This window comes from Paenibacillus sp. PCH8, from assembly GCF_002968835.1.
Classification (GTDB): Bacteria; Bacillota; Bacilli; order Paenibacillales; family Paenibacillaceae; genus Paenibacillus.
This window is the reverse complement of the sequence record NZ_PKQK01000004.1, coordinates 419313-437751: the sequence shown is the minus strand read 5'-3', so window position 1 is coordinate 437751 and position 18439 is coordinate 419313. Positions and strand designations below refer to the sequence as shown.

The following is an 18439-nucleotide window of genomic DNA, read 5'->3' as shown; positions in this document are numbered from 1 at the left end:
CGAGGTCAGAATTTCTCGAATACGTACAAGGAAAATCCTTCACCCTATGCTTACAGGTTATTACCCATGGCAAAATTTGGGACCCATAGTTTTAACCTATTAACTTATCCATAATGAATATTTCACCTAATGCCATTCTTTTTATAAAATATGGAGAAAACCTTGAGGAGCGATGATTACATGAACGCCTCAGTAAAGCAGTTATTTGATAAAGTAGCCCAGGATTATGATATGCAGCGAAAGCAGCTCATACCTTGTTTTGATGATTTCTATGGTATCGCTCTTGATCTGATGGAAAGCTCCGTGGAGACCCCACGCATTCTTGATCTGGGCGCCGGAACGGGACTTCTCTCAGGAATGGTACTGCAAAAATATCCCAATGCACAGTTAACCCTGATGGACATTAGTGAAAAAATGCTTGAAGAGGCACGCAATAGATTTGCTAATTCTGAACAAGTACAGTATGTGGTTGGAGACTACGCGAATCATACATTCACCAGTTCTTACGATATGATTATTTCCTCTCTTTCTATTCACCATCTAAGCCACGCTGAGAAGAAAAACCTGTATGGTAGTGTATATGAGTTACTGGAGCCTGGCGGACTCTTTATTAACGCCGATCAGGTGCAGGGAAGAATGCCAGTAACAGACGCCTATTACCGCACGCGCTGGCTGGATGCCATCCAACGGAGTGGATTGTCTGATGAAGCCATCTCGGCTTCCATTGAACGTCGTAAAGTAGATATTAATGCCACGTTAGAAGATCAGTTGGTGTGGTTGGAAGAAGCTGGATTTGGCATTACGGACTGTATGTATAAGTATTTGGACTTCGCCGTATTTTACGCGCAAAAATAATATAGACCGGATGACGAGCAACCTATGCTCATCATCCGGTCTTTCATTCAACTTGATTATTATTCTCTTCCTTACTTTAATTGGATCTTGAAAACCTCACCTGCGTTACCGCCAAAAACAATAAAACCACGTTTTGGAAGCTTCACCAATGGCTGATGAGTTGCTACGGAAAAATCTAGCATCTCACCTTCTTCGTTATACACCGCGTAGCCTCCGTTCGCCGGAGAATCCACCGTTATCGACTTGTTCGCTGAACGCGCATCAATGGCATACCACCGGGCTTGACCATTAGCCGGAATGGTCGTTATACCTGTTTTTCCGCCAAAGATCGGAGTAATTGCATCTTCCGCCATGTATTCCTGTCCATCCTGAATCAAAATCTCAGCATTATTCTTCGTGTAGAATTTCAGATCGAACGCATCTCTTCCGTTCATTACAGGAATCTCAGCGATATTCACTGCGTTGTTCGCATTCATCACTTTTGTTCCATTCGCATAACCATTCTCTGTATCAACAGACAGGTTCTTGATTAGCATCGATGGAAGCAGATAGAAGATAGACGTTATTTTTTCATCCAGTGCGTAATATTTCGAGTTGTTGCGGGCTGCCCACTTCTCTTTTGTTACTGTGTCCAGTGCATTTTGTTCAAGTTTTTGATAATCATAGGTATTCATCACGGTTTGGCCTAAACCGGGTAACGTTATGTTGCCCTGCACTTTAACATAAATCTTGTCATTGCGTTCCTTCACGAAACTCACTTTCACACTACCATCATCACTGGTAAAATGTCCTTCACCTGTGTACACATAGTTCTGTTCTGGTATAAGTCCGCTCAGTAAAGCAGGCAGTTCCATCTCCCCATTTTTAATGGCAATATTCAGCGTTTCACCTACTGTACCGTAAAGACCTGAGTATGCATTCAATTCCGTCGGCATCTTTACTTTAACGGGTGGCGTGAATGTCTGGTCTGGTTTAACTTCGTCAATGATCCCTTGCTCTTCCAGTACCTCCAGCAGCACTTTACTGGCAAACATCTGATTATACACGGAAGATCCTCCTGAAGAAAGAACAGCCATCGAAATATCATGTTCAGGGATGGTGACTAATACGGCATGATACAACATCGTATCTCCGCCTTTGGCAAGAGCCGTAATACCATAATCGCTAAACGGTGCTAGGTCAACAGCATCCCATCCCAGGCCGTAATTCAGTGTGTTTTGCTCATCCGATACCCACATGCCCTGGCGATATTCAGGATTTTGCATGGCCTTCACTGAAGATTCGGACAGAATGTCCGGTCGGTTCCCCATCAATACTTCACCGAATTGGCTCAATTCATCGGAGGTGGAGTAGATTCCGCCAGTACCGAGAATATTTGCGTTTTCTACTGGCATCTTGGACTCAAGCGTAGGCCAATAGGTTTCGGATAATCGATCTCTATCAAATGAATCCAGCGGGGTCTTCGTTGCTTCCAACTGTAATGGCTGGCTGATGAACTTGGCGATATAATCGCTGTAGCTCAATCCACTTACCCGCTCCACCAGAATCTCCAGCAACTGAAAGCCATCATTACAATATACGGAATAGGCTCCCGGGTCCGATTTTAGCTGCTCATTCTTTAACTTGGATAATAATTCATCATGATTGCGGGTGTCATTATCTTCAAATAACATGCTGTTCCCATAATGTGTGCCGTAGAGTCCGGATGAATGATTCATGAGCATACGTGGCGTGATTTGCGTATAACGGTCATCAGCCATCTTAAAGTCTTTAATATACGAAGTAATTGGCTCATCCAGATTAATTTCACCAGAATCTACCAGCATCATGGTGGCTGTCGTAACAACCATTTTGCTAACTGAGCCTATGCCATACATGCTATCCTTGTCTACTCGCTTCTGTGATACCTTGTCATGCAGTCCCGCGCTGTCCGACAGAACAACCTTTCCTTCATTCATGATCGTATATTGCAGACTTGTAACACCGTAATTTTGCAGCAATCCTGCAGCAATCTGCTCCGCCCGAGCCTCAATCGTTGTGCTTTGGTTTGTTTCTGCACTAACGCCTGTCATCGGGGCAACCACAAGTGCAGCCGTACATAACATCGTAATTAATTTCTTCATCCTAATTTCCTCCCTTTACGTTCTGCTTGATTGAATTCATCATATCCGGGAAGAGCCCTATAGAACGCTAATGAACCCTGAATGGAAAAAAACAATCCCTGAACGGCATGTTCAGGGATTGTTCGTGTGAAACGGGATCACGACCATGTTGTTAAATGTGCGATGATGTTGCTCAATGCTCATATGTCCACCATATTTCTCGCTTATTCTCGATATATTAGTCAGACCAATCCCGTGATATTCCGGATTCGGCTTCTCACTCTTCAAGTCAGTTATGGGTTGCTCTATATGGTTCATAATCTGGATGACAAGTGCAGATGCCGTGGAATGAATGGCAATCAGAATATATCGATCCTCCGCCTGTCTAACCTTTTTGGATGCTTCAATGGCATTATCCAGCATGTTACCAAGCACAACACACAAGTCGTATCGATCAATCTGCACATGCTGCGAGTGAAGCTGTATTCTGGTGTCGATTTTGATTCCGTTTGCCTGCCCCATGGCAATCGTATTCGTAACGAGAGCATCAATCACGAGATTGCCGGAGTTCACTCGCTGGTATGCACCTTCAATCGTATTTAATGTAGACTTGATATGATCACCTGCCGCGACCAGTTCATTCCGTTGGATGCATTCATCAATGTATAGAAATTGCTGATTGATATCATGGATGATGCTCTTCATATTTTTGAAACTGTGCACGGTCTTCTCGTAGTTCGCATCCTGGTAGTCCATCTGATGCTGCAATTGGGCATTTTCATGCGCGAGTTGCACCTTTTCAACCATGTTATCGAATACATAGACAATGAACACGTTGAGAAAAAGAGAGCCCAGAACGGAGACGATGTAGAATACATTTTTTTCACTATATATGGAGGCTACATTGATCTGATAGATTGTAATGGTGGGTACGATCAGAAACAGGAAATAATAACGATAATGCACGGCAAAACTTCTGCGTTTGGCAATCAGGCGGACAATTTGAATGACAATGAACATGATGCTACATCCAAGCAACATGACCTTGGCGAGAACCCAGTGGTCTTCTCCTTTGAACTGGTGCCACGAGTTGTAATCCGTGGATTCCAGAACACCGAGAATGTAGATGGCAATGATATTCGTCGTCGTAATCAGGACCGCGTACAGGATGGTAAAAGCAAGCTTGATTTTGAACTCCACCTCATAGGATTGTGCCAGACTGAAGATTAATAGCAGAGCAACAGCAGACGAAACGATGTCTGAGAAGGAAGAAACCAAATAAAAAAAGTCCAACACGATAAAAAGCATGAAATAGATCGCTCTGTGTGGTTTACGCTTGGACTTGCCCAGCACCGAATCAAAATAAAAGTTCGCCTGATATGCCATGAGTAAAGTAACGAAGATGACGGACCAAATAATATATGTGCTCATCTCATTGAATCCTCATGATCATGTATTTGGTGTACGCATCCTTAACTTCCTTAACCTTGGATCGGCCTATGGGCAGTTCGGTCCCATTCAACATAACGACCTGGTTGCCGGCGAACTTCTGAACATGCATCAGGTTGATGATGATCGACCGATGGATCTGCAAAAATCCATGATCTTTCAAGGCGGTAGCATAGCTGGATAGAATGCCTTTGGTCTCATGCGACTTTTCCTCGGTCACCACATTCAATTTGTGCTTGATCGTCAGACTCTTGACGACCTCAATCCAGAGAATATCATCATATTTCAGTAACAGTTCGTCGTAATCCGACTTAATGAGCATATACTTTTTGTCCATCGCCTGAAAATATTGGCAGAGCTTAATCATCTTCTCTTCAAAAACGCTCGGCTGGATGGGCTTAATCAGGTATTGAAAAGTCATTACATCGAAGCTCTCCACCATATACTCCGGGTAACTGGTCAGGAACATGATCTGTACGTCTAAAGCTTTCCTATTTCTGATTTCTTTGGCGGTCTGAATGCCATTCATTCCACCCATCTCTACATCCAGGATGAGCATATGGAATGTATCCCCAGCCTCTCTGTAATGAGAGAGCAAGTGTTCACCCGATGTGAAACATGTGATATGAAAATCAATATGGGTCTTTAGTGACAAGGAAACGAGCATCGTTCTCACATGCTCTCTCTGTTGTTCCTCGTCATCACAGATGGCAACGTTATACATAATAGATCCGCCTTTCATGGGTATCAACTCTGAATCTTACTCTCAAATATACTATTCTACCATTCTCATAAGGGCGGATGTGGGATGAAATGCATAAGTTCACCCCTGAAATGCATCAGCCTGAACCGTACAGGTGTAAAATTAGACACACCCAGCCCCTTCCACGGACGGAAGAGGCTTATTAACGGCGTATAGTAGGGTGATAATGTTCGCTATATAGAGCTTCTTTAACTTTTATATACTACACCAGCAACTGACGAAGTTCATCCACTTCCAGGAGAGTGGCGGGTTGGTACGCTGGACTTTGTACATAACGCTGGAAGCTGTACAACAGCTGTCTTCCTTCAATTGTAGTCATCAGAGCCGCCAGATTCAGAGCCCCCATCAGTACTCTCCCCTTCCGTACCCGACACTCCATCAAGAGTCCAAGCTTGTGGTTTCGCTCAAAATTATCAATAGTCTGCACGATCGGACTCAGATCTACATCCAGTTCGTCCATAATGATCGACGACGACTCGGATACGATGCTCCACCACGGATACGTCGAGTGTTCTTCTGTGACAAAATGTTCGAATACCGGATGGTCCTTCTGAATTAACAAGCCCATTGTGCCAACGGGAACTTCTCTTTTCATATTCTCTGAAATGGAACGGAACATAGGGAACGACCAAAAATCAGTACTGTAGAACCCTTGGATCGCATGTTGAGTCTGCTCGGGATTCGGAAACAACATAATATCCTCTCCCCGCTCAAGTAACTCTACGGCATGGTCCGAAAGTTCAGTAAAGACATTCAATCCGGTCAAGTCCACCTGCACTTGTCTAGGGTAGATCCACAAGTCATAAGACTTACGGATGTCTGTACTTGGAATGGACAGTCGCAGCTCTACTTTCGACATATCGGAGACACCAGGGATACGAATGCGGAGATCCGTTATATTCAGATAATGTTCGCCATGAATCGCAGGCAAGTCTGCAGTCCCTTCTGCGAGATTGGTATCCTTACTAACCAGCTCCCACTTCAGCTCTAGTCCATCCAAAGCTTGTCTGCGGAAATAACTTAATTCAATCTTGGCTCCAAACCATTCTCCAGCTTCATAGTTATACTTCGGAAATCTTGCCAACAATACTGCATCTGAACAGAACGTTCTCCATTCCTCCGGTGAGATCATTCCTTTGGAGTCCATGAAGGCGTCCAGAATGCCTACCAGCGCTGTACCCTGACCACTGAAATCCTGAAGATCAAGCAGTTGGAACCCGGCTAGTTGCTTCGAACGAAAAGCGGCTTCCAGTTCCTCCTTATAACACGCCACAGCGAGTTTACCCGAGGCTCTGAAATACGCTTCAGCCAGATGTCCCAGACCTTTGGCTTCAAGAAGTTCTCGAAACACTTCGAAATTCTTTGCTTTCAGAGAACCTGTATATTTATCAATCTCTTCAAAATTGGGAAACATGGCATATTGTCCAATTTCATGTGAGATCACGGGTACCTGGGGGACGAATTGCTCATTTCCGACTTCGCCCTGTACCGTTTTGGTGCCTGTCCCATACTGTATCTGGATCTCTTGGCCCGCAGTCAGACCGGAATGTTCCGCATTGCTATCTAACTCTGGTACAATGTTCGAATCATAATCCTTCAATGTGTTCGGCAAGTCGGTCTGCACATGTCCAAGCGGAGCGTCACACATCGCATACGATCCCCTGAACAAGCGCTCTTTGGAGAAACGCACCCCGCAGAAGAATTCACTTTCCTCCAGAATGTCTGGCACAAACTGAAAGTTATTAGACCCCTCGGTGTACAGATGACGAGAGTCATACGCTTTATACGCTTTCAGAATCGAATTCAGTCTGTCCTTGCTGCCCCATAGTTCATTCCCCATGGACATCATGACAAACGAAGGATGATTACCGTAAGCTTGCAGCATGGCATATCCCTCGCTGATTAAGTAATCTTGTTCTGCTTGATTGTGCCCATCCATGGATTCATCCGTAATGGTCCCCCAGAACGGCAATTCAGGTTCCATGTAGATTCCCAGCAGATCCGCTGCAATAAAAGCAGCCTCGGGAGGACAGCAGGTATGAAAACGATAATGATTGATACCGTAGGACTTGGAGATGGAGAGAATACGGATCCATTCTTCCACTTCTGTTGGTGCGTATCCCGTTAGCGGAAAGATTAGGCCATCATGTTTGCCCCTAAGGAACGTTTGGTGACCATTAATGGTGAACTTGTCACCGGCTGCACGAAACTCACGTAGACCCGTCCATACTTCTGTGGAGTCCAGCACTTCGCCAGTGTTATCTAGAAGACGGATCTGGAGCTTGTACATATTAGGGTCATCATCACTCCATAACATCGCCTCTTCGCCAATCTCATATATCAGGTGGATTTCCTGCGAATTCGAGATATAACTCTGTTCCTCAATCGGTTGAATCGGATCTGCACTGACGGCAATAGAGGAGACAACGATTCGTCCTCCCTGCAAGTCACCGACAAGTGCTGCCTTAATTTCAAAAGAACGACTGGCAACATCCGGGTACACCTGAACATTTTCCAAGAAAACACGCTCAAAAAACTGAAGTTCCATCTTCCCGGTGATCCCGTTCCAATTCGTCTGTGTATCTTCGGATGTAAGGTGCCCACCTTTCGTTGGATAATCGGTATTGTCCACTCGAATCGTAATTGTATGTGTGCCAGCAGTTAGCCCTGCCTCAATCTCGTAACGGTGAGGTGTGTTCAGACTGTTTTGTGTTCCCCATTCCACCCCATCGATCCAAAGCGTTGTAACTCGTGTTCGTTCCAGATGCAAGAAACAACGTTTGCCAGCCAAGTGTTCGGGAATTTCAATCTCTCGTGAAAACCAGGCATAACCTTCAAATAAATATTCATCCGTCAGCGCACTGATTAATACATTCTCGTTTTTCTTGCCCTTGGCCGCATGAGATGTGGTATTTGGCAGTGTAATGACATCTGAGAAATTCTGACCACGTTCCACCTTATGTTCATCGAGTTGCAGTTTCCAGATACCCTCCAGATTTATTTCAGCTATCATGATAAAGTCCCCTTTTGGATTCATATGGTCAATACAAGTAATCGCTTTCAAGTAATAGAAACCGTTTTCGAAAAATCATACCTGTATTATAAACTCGATTGATGCTCCTCGCATAGATCATTTACAAATAAAAAAAGACGCCAATACTGGCGACTTCTTATCGATACATATGCTGTATCCTGGCATTTTTAAAATATGGTTGGAACCATTCCCCCGTCCATCCGTATGGGAGATCCTCTAAAGGCTTGAGCATACGGGCTGCATACAAAAGTCGCGAGTCTGCCTATTTCACTCGGCTTGATGAATCGCTGTAATTCAGACTGCGGCAGATTTCTCTTCATAAAATCTTTCTCTTTTTCCTCGAAAGTCAGCGTCTCATGAGGGTATATACCCTCAATGATCTCACGTACATTTTCCGACAGTGTCGGCCCTGGAAGAATCGTATTGATGGTAACCTCGGTCCCTGCTGTCAGTTTGGACAAACTTTTGGATAATGACAGCAACATCGACTTGGTCATGCAATATTGCGGCATCTGGCCTGAGGGCATCATTGCTTCTTCACTGGCTATGAAAATAATACGACCGTCATTGTTCTTCACCATTTTTGGTAAATAAAATTGAGACAAACCATTGGCAGCCAGAACATTGGTACGGATATATTTATCCCACACTTCATCGTTCACATCTTCATAACTCATAATTTCATATATGCCCATGCTATTCACTAAAATATCAACCTTAGGGAACTTCTCGAATAAAGCTTGTCTTTGCTCTAGGTCCACAAGATCAGCCGTGGCCTTTTGCGGAGATGTCTCCGGATAAGTGGACTTGATTTCACGAACTGTTCGTTCCACCTCTTCATCTTTGCGTCCATTAATCAGAACATGAACACCTTCACGGGCGAGTTCAAAAGCAATTGCTTTACCGATTCCTTTTGTTGATCCTGTAACTAATGCTGTTTTTTCTTTTAGTCCCATATCCATCCTGCATTTCTCCTTCTTGATTACAACTATCCGGCAGCGGCTCCTTGAACATTACCAACAGCTTCATGCACCCGGATAGGTATAATATTACGTGCTCTGAAGGGACTCGTAACTAGCACTTTGCGCCAGAATTATTGCCTTACACGCCAATTTGAAGGTGTATCTCCTTCCCAATTTCGGAACGCACGATAGAACGAATTTTGGTCTTCATATCCAACCAGGAATGCCACTTCTTTGATATCGAGCAATGGATCTGCAAGGTACGCTCGGGCTTGCTCACGTCTGGTCTCGGTTAATAATTGCTTGAAGTTCGTGTTTTCCTCCGTCAGTCGCCGCTGCAAAGTACGATCACTCATGCGAAGCTCTTTGGCGACCGTCTGAATGTCAGGGCGCTTTCCAGTAAGGCTGCGTTTCATGATCCATTTGACCACTTCAGTCATGGAACGACTGCTCTCCTGTTCGTCCAGCGACCGATCCAGTGCCGGGGTCAGAATCTCCAGTAACTCCTCGTTATATGAGAGAAATGGAATCTCCAGATCCTTTCGCTCTAGCGTCAGCCGATTATAGTTGGAATTGGTGTCGACGCGGCAGCCGAAGTAAACTTCAAGAGTGTCTGCGTCACCCATGGGCTGCGAGAATTCAACCTTTTTTGCAGTCAAGAGCTGTCCAGTGCCCCTCCGTCCAAGTTCGATCAAGAATGCCAGCGTAATACCCACCAGCAATGGCGGACCTGGTTGCTCCGTATGTAACCATTCGAGTTCAATGATGCATTGCTCCCCTGCTTCGATAATCTGCAAGCTCTCGGGAGGGCACATTTGCTTGTAACGGACCATTCGATTCAATGCATCGCGATAATCTCGAGCATGGTACATCGCCAGAACAGACGGAGGATACTTCGATATCTCATATCCGGTTGCAAGTTTGATGATGCCTTCGGCAGTGTCCCCAATAAGGTCTGAATAGGCCTGCCAGATTGCAAAGTACTGAGATTGTGTCACAACAGCTTGATTGATTACCTCAAGAGGCAGTTTTGCAGTGTGAGCTACGTCGTCAGCACCGATCCCTAATTGATGTAATCCAGCCCAAAAGCCTGGATGAACTTTAATTCGATCATTCGGTTGAGATTTCATGTATACAGACTCCCTTAGCTTGTTCTATGATTCATTTTGTTTTCTAATTATAGAACAGATGTACCTATTTTTGAATCTTACCTCAGCAAGCCATTCAACTTCACATTAAAATAATAAAAGAGATCCTTGCGTTCAGCAGGGACCTCTTCTCTGTTTCATTTCTTAATTTTCAAAACACGACTGACCAAGGATGGTCAATCGTGTCTTGATCACTCCGTGTTGTATCGAATACTTTACAAGATTCTCTGCATTACCTACTCATTCAACGCGGTTTTGATCAATGCGTTTACTCGTGAATTAAACAGCAGACCGATATGAGATACGAGGGATACCGATATGTTGTTCGCCCCATTCAACCTGGAAAGTGCCGGGGACACAATCGTGTCACTGGTGGAATAGATCGAAGTCACCTTAATTCCACTCGGAGCTGTAGTTGTGGTCAATCGATTAGCCCCACCAAGCGTCACCAATTTGTCCACTTTGGAAGCGCCTCCACGATTTAATATGTAATATAGACTATTCGCCCCGCCCATGCTATGAGCAACAATATTAACCTTCGTATGACCGGTTTGACGCAGTACATCATCAACGAACCGACTGATCGCTGCAGAATTCAATAGCTGATTCCCTTGTTTGCTTGGAAGATCAATTGAGAATAATTCATCTCTGGACCATCCTTGACTACGCAAGTAGCTCTCAATGGCTCGAAAATTACTATCTGAACCTGTCAGTCCATGGACCAATACTACTGGGGTACGTGCTGTTGCTGCAGAAGCCTTTGAACTTTGGCCGATGCCGGGGACCGATAATACAAGGATCATACTCATCAATGTGATTACTAATAACTTCATCTTTTTCACTCAAATCACTCTCCTGTAAAATGTTTATATTACATATATTACATTGTAATATATGTAATATAAATGAATCTTTGGTCTCATTTTACAGTGTAATATTTGATGGATTATGACTGTTTTTGTATATTTATGTCTGATGCTGCGTTATAACACAACTTTCTTCTATCCTTCAACGATATCTGCTTGCAGATCTGTCGCAATTTCAATCATTTTAGGCACGATACCTTCGTTAGAGATGGCTACATACAGATCTCCCATGTACAAACGAAAAGCAATCTGTGCCCCCTCAAGATCCCACATAAAGAAGTCCCCATCGATGGACATCGTACTCTCAGCACCGATAATATTAAGAATTGGCGAATAGGTAAATTCGGGCTTCGATGCGAAGTAAAGTTGGCACTCTTCCAAAGAGATCGATGGCTCCGTATTATTTTCCTGCATGGATCTGGTTATTCGAAAACGCTGATTCATTCCTTTGCCTCCAACATTTTATTTAATATGTACGTATTTCAGTGCATCATATTTTCTCATGTCATTCATCTACTGTCAAAACTATGCATGCTCTATTGTTTGAATTCATATATAATATAATACAAGTACACAACGAATCCTTAACAATCAGGAGGCGTTTAATCAATATGTTGAAAACAGAATTCATTGATGTACTATCCGTTGTCTCACATAAATTATATGATTCTGCTGCAAATGTGATGGATACGGCAAGCAGGTTAATTCCTGCTAATACGTTTTGCATTGCTCAATTGGATCATCTATCTACCAAGGTTCTCAACGTTTATAATCGGGAAAAACTAATCTTGGGCGAAGGGCTGGTCGTTGACAACGCCGAGTCATACTGTGCGCTTGTCACTGAACATACCGAAGGCCCATTGGTAATTCATAATAATCTGACCCATCCATTAACCAGAGATATGGACGCTACCGAATTCGTAGGCGGTTGTTCGTTCATCGGTGTGCCTATACATCATGAGAATGGAGAAATTTACGGCTCCCTCTGTTCATTTGATCAGGATTTCTACGCTTATCAACAGCGGGACGTGGATTTACTTCTCTCCTTGTCCTCCTTTTTCACGAGTCTTCTTGAGATGGAAACGACCCTGCAACAGTTAAAACATGCGGAAGAAACCGCTGCAAAAGTGTTGGAAGAGAAAAACAATCTGCTTGCCATCCTTAGTCATGAAATCCGTACGCCCATGAACGGAATTCTTGCCATGGCTAATCTGCTGCAATCTACCACGCTGGATGAAGATCAAGCGCTATATGCTAATGTTATTGAAGAAAGCGGCGCCAGCCTTCTATCCATGATGGATCAGATTCTGGACTATTCCAAAGTGGAAGCCGGTGCGATTTCTCTGGAGCTCAATCCTTATCGTGTCACTGAAGTAATTAATCATGTATTACAATTATTCTCTTCGGAAGCACAGACCAAAGGTGTCCGTTTATATACAGAATATAATCTCAATGACCATCTGACACTTGTAGGCGATCGGCATAAAGTGGGTCAGATTCTGATCAACCTCGTTGGGAATGCACTCAAATTCACTGAACAAGGAGAGGTATGTATCTCGACACAGATATGTACAGATCCAGAAGGTAAACTCCATGCCTCCTTCGAAATAAGGGATACGGGTATAGGCATTCCCACGGATCGTAGAAACCAGTTATTTCAATCCTTTTCTCAAATGCATGGTAACTCAGGTAAGTATACGGGAGCAGGACTGGGGCTCTCCATCTGCAAGCAACTCTCTGAATTGATGGGTGGAGTTGTATGGCTTAAAGAGACCAGTCACTTGGGAAGTCAGTTTGTATTTAATATTTCCAGTATTGCACCCAACGTCCATGCGAACGTGTGAATGATGAATATATTATTCTATCTGACACAGATAGGAGGTATATGATGACAAAATTTCTTGATGCAAGAGTATCGCTGAATGCCAGCTTTTTCAATTCCATCTCGATACCCATTCCGGTGATTAACACGCCACAGTTATTCGCCCAGATTGGTCTTCAGACCGCCGGAGCCGGAGCCAATCCAAGAGTTTCGCTAAAAGGGACTATTACAGTGCAATTACCTCTAGCTCTGTTTCAAGTACGGATTACCCTTATAAGAGGTACGGTCCCAACAGATCCGATTATTTACTCCGGAAACTTCACATTTGGCCTGAACGGTCAACCTAACCCTGAAGTTATTGTCTTCTCTGCCAATGACTATAACCCACCGATCTTGCCCCAACTGACCTACTCTGCATTTATTAGTACCAACCTGCTTGGAACCGTCCGGGTTGGCCCGGAGAGTTTCGACGGATTTATCGTTTCAGATTAGTATAAAATATATGTCCGCCCCCGTACCGCTAATCTTATGTTCATAGGATTAAAAGGTATGGGGGTGTTTTCTTTACGTTGAATCAGGTTCCATAATATACATCCAGCTTTCCCGTGGGCGGGGTTGTTGCCATCCACACGGCTGCCAGATTATCCGGAGCAAACGTGGCCGCAGTAATATAGTCTCCAATCAGCACGGTAGGTACCGGGGAGTTGCCATTGGGATTGAAGGATGTCGTAGTGATTCGACGGTTGCTGAAGCTCGCACCTCCATCAAAAGATTCTGCTACAAAAACGTCCAGCAGAAACCCGTCAATTCGATTGGAGTAATAAATAACCCTGATCGTCCCGGCAAATGGTGACACGGTAATGGATGGGAAGAAATTCTGTGTACCCGGTGGTGCGCCTGTAATACTGATCGGGTCTGACCAGAGAAGTCCATCCGGAGATTCACTGAGTAAGACATCGGTATATCCGGCTCGAGCATCATTCCAGGTCGCATACACAGCTCCACTGTTAGGTCCACTCGATATATCCGCTCCCAGGCTCAGATTGGTCTGTACTCGAAATGCGTAATTGGGTACAGGCAAGGGTGAAGGCGCCGGTACAACGGATGAGATGAACGTTGCCTGTCTTTCAATCGGTGGTTGATAAGTGATCCCCCATCATAGGATATGCGTAATAGTGCCGAAGGACTGGCCGGGCCAGTAATGATATATCCTGCATAGACTTGACCCGAGAAACCGACAGCTATTGCTGCCCGATCATGTATGCCTCGGGGATTCGACAATCGATCGGGAGGCTCCCATGTGATTCCCTGGGTTGTAGATCTTTGCGTAAATATAGCAGAAGACGTTGTAGCAAGCGGGGTATATCCGACGTATGCATGCCCTCTATACGGACTGCCTGGTGACCGATCTACGGCAATGAAAGGCTCGTCATTGTGAACAATTGTACCGTATCCCGGCTGTACGATTACGGGCGGTTGCCAAGTTGCCCCGTCGTCAAATGAGGTATAACTTGCAATCGTTCCATCATTGATCCCGTTAAACAAGTGTACTGTGATGATAAAGGTCTGCGGAAACGTGTAGTCTATGGTCGGTGCTTCTGCTCCTGCGTAGCCTACAGGTTGAGGAAGTACAGTGGTCGACCATGTGCTGCCTCCATCAATGGAACGATAGAAGCCAGTTAATGTAGCTCCCGTACTGGTGTCTACGGCAACCACGCACATGATATTCGGATTCAGTGTATTCACTGCAATCGAGGGTTCAAACTGATTGCCTGCTAAGGCTCCAGTAATATTCACAATGGCCAATCTGATCACCTCTTTTCTCTAAGGGATGTTAGTAAATCGGTCGATCAATGTCATTTCGGATTGAAGCACACGTTGAATGGTCTGACCTGTAGAATCAACACCAAATACATGGATGACTGTGCTTGTAGCACTGAAATAATCGCTTTGTACCTCATAAAAAGCGGCGTTAATGAGCGGATAGATTAATGTTCTTGTCGCTTGAGGCAATAATTCGAATAAATCATGACCAATAGGTATGCGCGCCAATTGTGTTGTATCCCACCTGAACACCTCCAGCTCAACATTGACAGGCGCATTAAGCGAGTCATTAATACAAGTTACAATGAGCTGGGTAGACTGCGTCCCGCCGGTTGACGGATTATATATAAGACCCGTAGAGTTTGGCAAAAGTCACACTCCTTCCGCAATGTATAGTGAAGTATATTACTCTTCCTACTGCGAGTATGCCTAGTCTATCAACTCGTATATTGGAACGATATGAAAATTTTGTTATGCTACATATGCTAGATTATGATTCAATAATACGATTCTACTACGATGTACGGAGTTGGAGGAAACAAACCATGTTCATTAGACGTGCAGGAAAAATCGCTGCGGTTACCGTAATTGCTTTATCTGTTCTTGGAAGCACCCCAAATATCAGTGGAGAAAGTTACTTAATGTTTACGTGAAGCAGTTAAAGAGTTCGTTACCGCAAGACACAACTTTGTCCCTGGCTGTTCCACCATTAAATAATGCATATAAAGGGTATGATTACAAGACACTTGCCTCTATTGCTGATGATCTTATTATTGCATGGTATCAGTTTAAGCAGTGAGACCCCTTCCTCTGTAGATGATAAGCTGGGTCTTGCCAAACGTTATGACCTCAAAGGAGCAGCCTTCTGGCGCCTGGGTCTGTTCCGTTCCTACAACACAAAGATGGAAGATGCCATGAATGCCTCTGTCATCAAAGAATAAATTCCTTTAGACAAGTCTAATTCTCACCTAAAGTAAAGAAGGACCACAGCTCTGGTACGTAGAGACGTGGTCCTTCTATTCCCATCTTCTCACTTCATAATTTTATCCACACTTCCAAATAAAAGCTTCATGACCTGGGTAGGACCAGGCAAACGGGGCTGAATGAGAAGAATGATCCCAATTACTGCAGCGACCACAGTAATTCCCGCACTCACTATTCTGGCTCGCTTCTCTTTGCTACTCTTCCACTCTCCATACATTATCGCAGCCGCCAGCATCAAAATTCCAAGGATTGAGCTTAGTTTCATGCAATCACCTCATTTCTCAGGCTTGTAACAGGAGCGATCTCTGTTCAATTTTCGTCCTCATTCGGTATCCCCTGTGGTCCTGTTGATTTTCCGGTGCGTACTACATGGGCTTCCACTTTGACTTCCACATCCAATTCAGGATAGATGGTTTCCCAGTTCTTCTCCTGCTTCTTCCAATGATTCGGATAGTATCTGCGGAATTCAACGGCAAATTTGAAGAGATCGGTGCGTAGCTCCTTCTGGGACATGTCTAAAGCATCATGAGCCAGAGTTGTAAGCTTAGCTGACCATTCCTGTTCCAATTTAGTTATCACAGCAGGATCAGTCAGATCGGCATCGGTCGTATTTAACACCACTTCTCCCCTGGTTTGGACGTCGACCTTCATACTCCACTGTTGGTTTACAATCCGAGGTTTCAAGACAGTTTGAATTTCAATGGGCTGGATCGAAAAAGAACCTTTTAACGGCTTGAATTCAACAGGCATGATAATGTTGTTCAATTCTTTTGCAAGTAATAATACACCTACGCTTAGTGGTTCTTTGACCGTCTTGACGTAGCGATCCTCCTTATACAAGCTCAGACCTTTTACATATGGCGTGGTTGTCAGTTTATCCTGATCGGGCTCCGGGGGTAAGATTAACATGCGAGACAAGATGACGGAGCTACCTGGACCTTCAATTGATTTACCTAGTTCAAGAGCGGTAATCCGTGTACCCAGCTTCAGATTGGCCATTTCTCGCAACGACTCTGCAGAACTTCGCTCCAGAGGATCAAGTAAGGCAAGGATGTCTTTCGCCGCCTTTTCGCTGGAAAAGACATATGCATGTTCCCTGAACTGAGGGTAGCGAAGAAAGAAATCGATGTACTCCCGAATACCACGTTTACCAGCTTGTTCACTAATGACAATGACTTCACAGTGCCCCAGAACATATTTCGGGGGACTTTCCGTTGCAGCCGATTCAGCGCTTCGGCAATCGTTCGTCCTTCCGCTGTTCGAATCATCGTGACTCCGCTCGGACTGCCTCCACTCCCACTGCTATCTCCTGCACTCGCCTTTCGCGGGATGAAAATCTGTGAAGTCAGTTGTACTTTGCCATCTTCGTAATCTATACCAGTAGCCAGCACAATAGCCAAATCGTTAATCTCGATGCGATCCCAGCATCCACTTAAAAGCAAACAGCACAATATTGGCATCAGTAGTACTCTATATATTCGCAAGTGCTCCTCCCCCATCAATCAGGTGTTCGCTTGATTCTTTCGAAAATGTGCCCACCCTTTCTTCAGCCATGCGACACCGTAGATCATAGCCGGAAGGATTAATAAAATGCTGATCGTATACAAGTTAGCTGAAGGGCCAACCAGACTGGAAGTACCCGATCCGCCGGCCACAACCCAGTAGGCATAAACCATACACAGAAACGAAAGGGGGACAACAACGGGTTTGTAATCCTTCAAACCGAACCATTCGGCTGTGGATGTCGCAAAAATATAAAGAAAAACAGAAATTTTGACGAAGATTCCAAAAATCCAAACGGCAATAATCAGGGATTCAATATGTTGCAGAAAGTCTGCAATGGTTATGTATCTTGCGGCAATCATAACCGGATATACAAAGCTATCCGTCAGATCTCCAATTAAAAACAGGCAAAACAGATTGATGACCGTCATCGCGGTTGTCGTTATTAAAAGGGAACCCAACATGACTCGTGTTGTGCGTTTTCTACGATTGACATAAGGAAGCAAGAAGGCGATTACGATGTATTCACTAAACCATGCAGCAGGTGCAAGGGCTCCTTTGATACTAGGGAGTGGTCCAGTCTCCATGAAAGGGAATAATTCCGCTGGATTCAGATCCCTGATCAATAGAATGAAGATCAGACTAAGCAGCACGATTAGAATGGTCACAAAAATTTGAGAGGTGCGTCCAACCACTTCGATTCCCAGTCTGACATTAAGCGCACACACCGCAACCATAGTCCCCATCACCACAAATAGCGGGGTTCGCGGAAGTGCATTGTTAACAATAAATTCTCCGTACGTCCGTATAATCAAGCCTGTCAAATGGGGCAAAAAAATGATATATACCAATCCAATTAATTTCCCTGGGATACGACCCGCAATCGATACGCTCGATTGAATGAGCGTTTTCCCAGGGTACAGGCGATCTAATCCAATGGAGACCGCTATCGCTGCAAAACCAACGATGGAGCCTATAATCGGAGAGAGCCACATGTCATGGCCCGCATAATGCATTGTAATACCCGGCACAGACAATATGGCGGTCGCTAGAATGGCGGGAAAGATCAAGAATGCCAATTGAGTCTCCGATATTTTTCCTTTGTCAGTCAACATGTGTAATCCCGC

The 18439-nt window shown here is 44.5% G+C and carries 17 protein-coding genes and 1 pseudogene; 4 read left to right on the top strand and 14 right to left on the bottom strand.

Translation table 11 applies throughout. The features are described 5' to 3' along the window. Positions 1-180: 180 nt before the first annotated feature. Positions 181-855, top strand: coding sequence for a class I SAM-dependent methyltransferase (locus C0Q44_RS23500; RefSeq protein WP_105409636.1), 675 nt, complete (start codon positions 181-183; stop codon positions 853-855). Between the two features lie 71 nt (positions 856-926). Here the strand turns inward: C0Q44_RS23500 and C0Q44_RS23495 are convergent, their stop codons facing one another. The 8 genes from C0Q44_RS23495 to C0Q44_RS23460 all read right to left on the bottom strand — a co-directional run bounded on the left by C0Q44_RS23495 (position 927) and on the right by C0Q44_RS23460 (position 11623). Continuing rightward, positions 927-2978 carry a serine hydrolase domain-containing protein gene (locus C0Q44_RS23495; RefSeq protein ID WP_105409635.1) on the bottom strand — a complete coding sequence of 684 codons (2052 nt, stop codon included), beginning with the start codon at positions 2976-2978 and terminating at the stop codon, positions 927-929. A gap of 111 nt (positions 2979-3089) precedes the next feature. Next, positions 3090-4388 (bottom strand): sensor histidine kinase, encoded by a 1299-nt coding sequence (locus C0Q44_RS23490; RefSeq protein ID WP_105409634.1) that lies wholly within the window; start codon positions 4386-4388, stop codon positions 3090-3092. A gap of 1 nt (position 4389) precedes the next feature. Beyond that, a complete protein-coding gene (locus C0Q44_RS23485) occupies positions 4390-5130 on the bottom strand; it encodes a LytR/AlgR family response regulator transcription factor (RefSeq protein WP_105409633.1) in 741 nt (246 codons plus the stop codon). Between the two features lie 241 nt (positions 5131-5371). Next, positions 5372-8182 (bottom strand): glycoside hydrolase family 2 TIM barrel-domain containing protein, encoded by a 2811-nt coding sequence (locus tag C0Q44_RS23480; RefSeq protein WP_105409632.1) that lies wholly within the window; start codon positions 8180-8182, stop codon positions 5372-5374. A 188-nt stretch (positions 8183-8370) separates the two neighbouring features. Beyond that, positions 8371-9165 (bottom strand): SDR family NAD(P)-dependent oxidoreductase, encoded by a 795-nt coding sequence (locus C0Q44_RS23475; RefSeq protein ID WP_105409631.1) that lies wholly within the window; start codon positions 9163-9165, stop codon positions 8371-8373. Positions 9166-9296: 131 nt separating this feature from the next. After that, positions 9297-10295, bottom strand: a complete 999-nt coding sequence (locus C0Q44_RS23470; protein WP_105409630.1) for a helix-turn-helix transcriptional regulator — start codon at positions 10293-10295, stop codon at positions 9297-9299. Between the two features lie 254 nt (positions 10296-10549). After that, the gene (locus C0Q44_RS23465; protein ID WP_483874456.1) at positions 10550-11146 is read right to left on the bottom strand and encodes an esterase/lipase family protein; all 597 of its coding nucleotides are present in this window, start codon (positions 11144-11146) and stop codon (positions 10550-10552) included. Between the two features lie 168 nt (positions 11147-11314). Further along, entirely contained in the window at positions 11315-11623 is a 309-nt protein-coding gene (locus tag C0Q44_RS23460; RefSeq protein WP_105409628.1) for a hypothetical protein, read from the bottom strand. Between the two features lie 167 nt (positions 11624-11790). Between C0Q44_RS23460 and C0Q44_RS23455 the strand changes: the two genes are divergently transcribed. Together C0Q44_RS23455 and C0Q44_RS23450 are read left to right on the top strand one after the other, a co-directional pair. Further along, the gene (locus C0Q44_RS23455; protein WP_105409627.1) at positions 11791-13023 is read left to right on the top strand and encodes a GAF domain-containing sensor histidine kinase; all 1233 of its coding nucleotides are present in this window, start codon (positions 11791-11793) and stop codon (positions 13021-13023) included. A 44-nt stretch (positions 13024-13067) separates the two neighbouring features. Continuing rightward, complete coding sequence (locus C0Q44_RS23450; protein WP_105409626.1) at positions 13068-13493, top strand: hypothetical protein; 426 nt, start codon at positions 13068-13070, stop codon at positions 13491-13493. Positions 13494-13575: 82 nt separating this feature from the next. On the opposite strand, the gene C0Q44_RS23445 is transcribed toward C0Q44_RS23450, so the two are convergent. The 3 genes from C0Q44_RS23445 to C0Q44_RS23435 are packed head-to-tail and all read right to left on the bottom strand — an operon-like array spanning position 13576 to position 15194. Further along, positions 13576-14082 (bottom strand): hypothetical protein, encoded by a 507-nt coding sequence (locus C0Q44_RS23445; protein ID WP_146113506.1) that lies wholly within the window; start codon positions 14080-14082, stop codon positions 13576-13578. Then, positions 14040-14807, bottom strand: a complete 768-nt coding sequence (locus C0Q44_RS23440) for a sialidase family protein (RefSeq protein WP_105409624.1) — start codon at positions 14805-14807, stop codon at positions 14040-14042. The genes C0Q44_RS23445 and C0Q44_RS23440 overlap by 43 nt, the downstream gene beginning before the upstream one ends. Positions 14808-14825: 18 nt before the next feature. Further along, a complete protein-coding gene (locus C0Q44_RS23435) occupies positions 14826-15194 on the bottom strand; it encodes a hypothetical protein (protein ID WP_105409623.1) in 369 nt (122 codons plus the stop codon). 392 nt (positions 15195-15586) lie between these two features. Here C0Q44_RS23435 and C0Q44_RS23430 point away from each other — a divergent pair, with 392 nt between their 5' ends. After that, complete coding sequence (locus tag C0Q44_RS23430) at positions 15587-15766, top strand: hypothetical protein (protein ID WP_374955139.1); 180 nt, start codon at positions 15587-15589, stop codon at positions 15764-15766. A gap of 89 nt (positions 15767-15855) precedes the next feature. Here C0Q44_RS23430 and C0Q44_RS23425 read toward each other — a convergent pair whose 3' ends face one another. From C0Q44_RS23425 to C0Q44_RS23410, 3 genes and pseudogenes are all read right to left on the bottom strand, one after another. After that, positions 15856-16074 (bottom strand): hypothetical protein, encoded by a 219-nt coding sequence (locus tag C0Q44_RS23425; RefSeq protein ID WP_105409622.1) that lies wholly within the window; start codon positions 16072-16074, stop codon positions 15856-15858. A 44-nt stretch (positions 16075-16118) separates the two neighbouring features. Then, positions 16119-17269, bottom strand: a pseudogene (locus C0Q44_RS23420) (Ger(x)C family spore germination protein). Between the two features lie 42 nt (positions 17270-17311). After that, positions 17312-18427 carry a GerAB/ArcD/ProY family transporter gene (locus C0Q44_RS23410; protein WP_181151145.1) on the bottom strand — a complete coding sequence of 372 codons (1116 nt, stop codon included), beginning with the start codon at positions 18425-18427 and terminating at the stop codon, positions 17312-17314. Between the last annotated feature and the right edge of the window lie 12 nt (positions 18428-18439).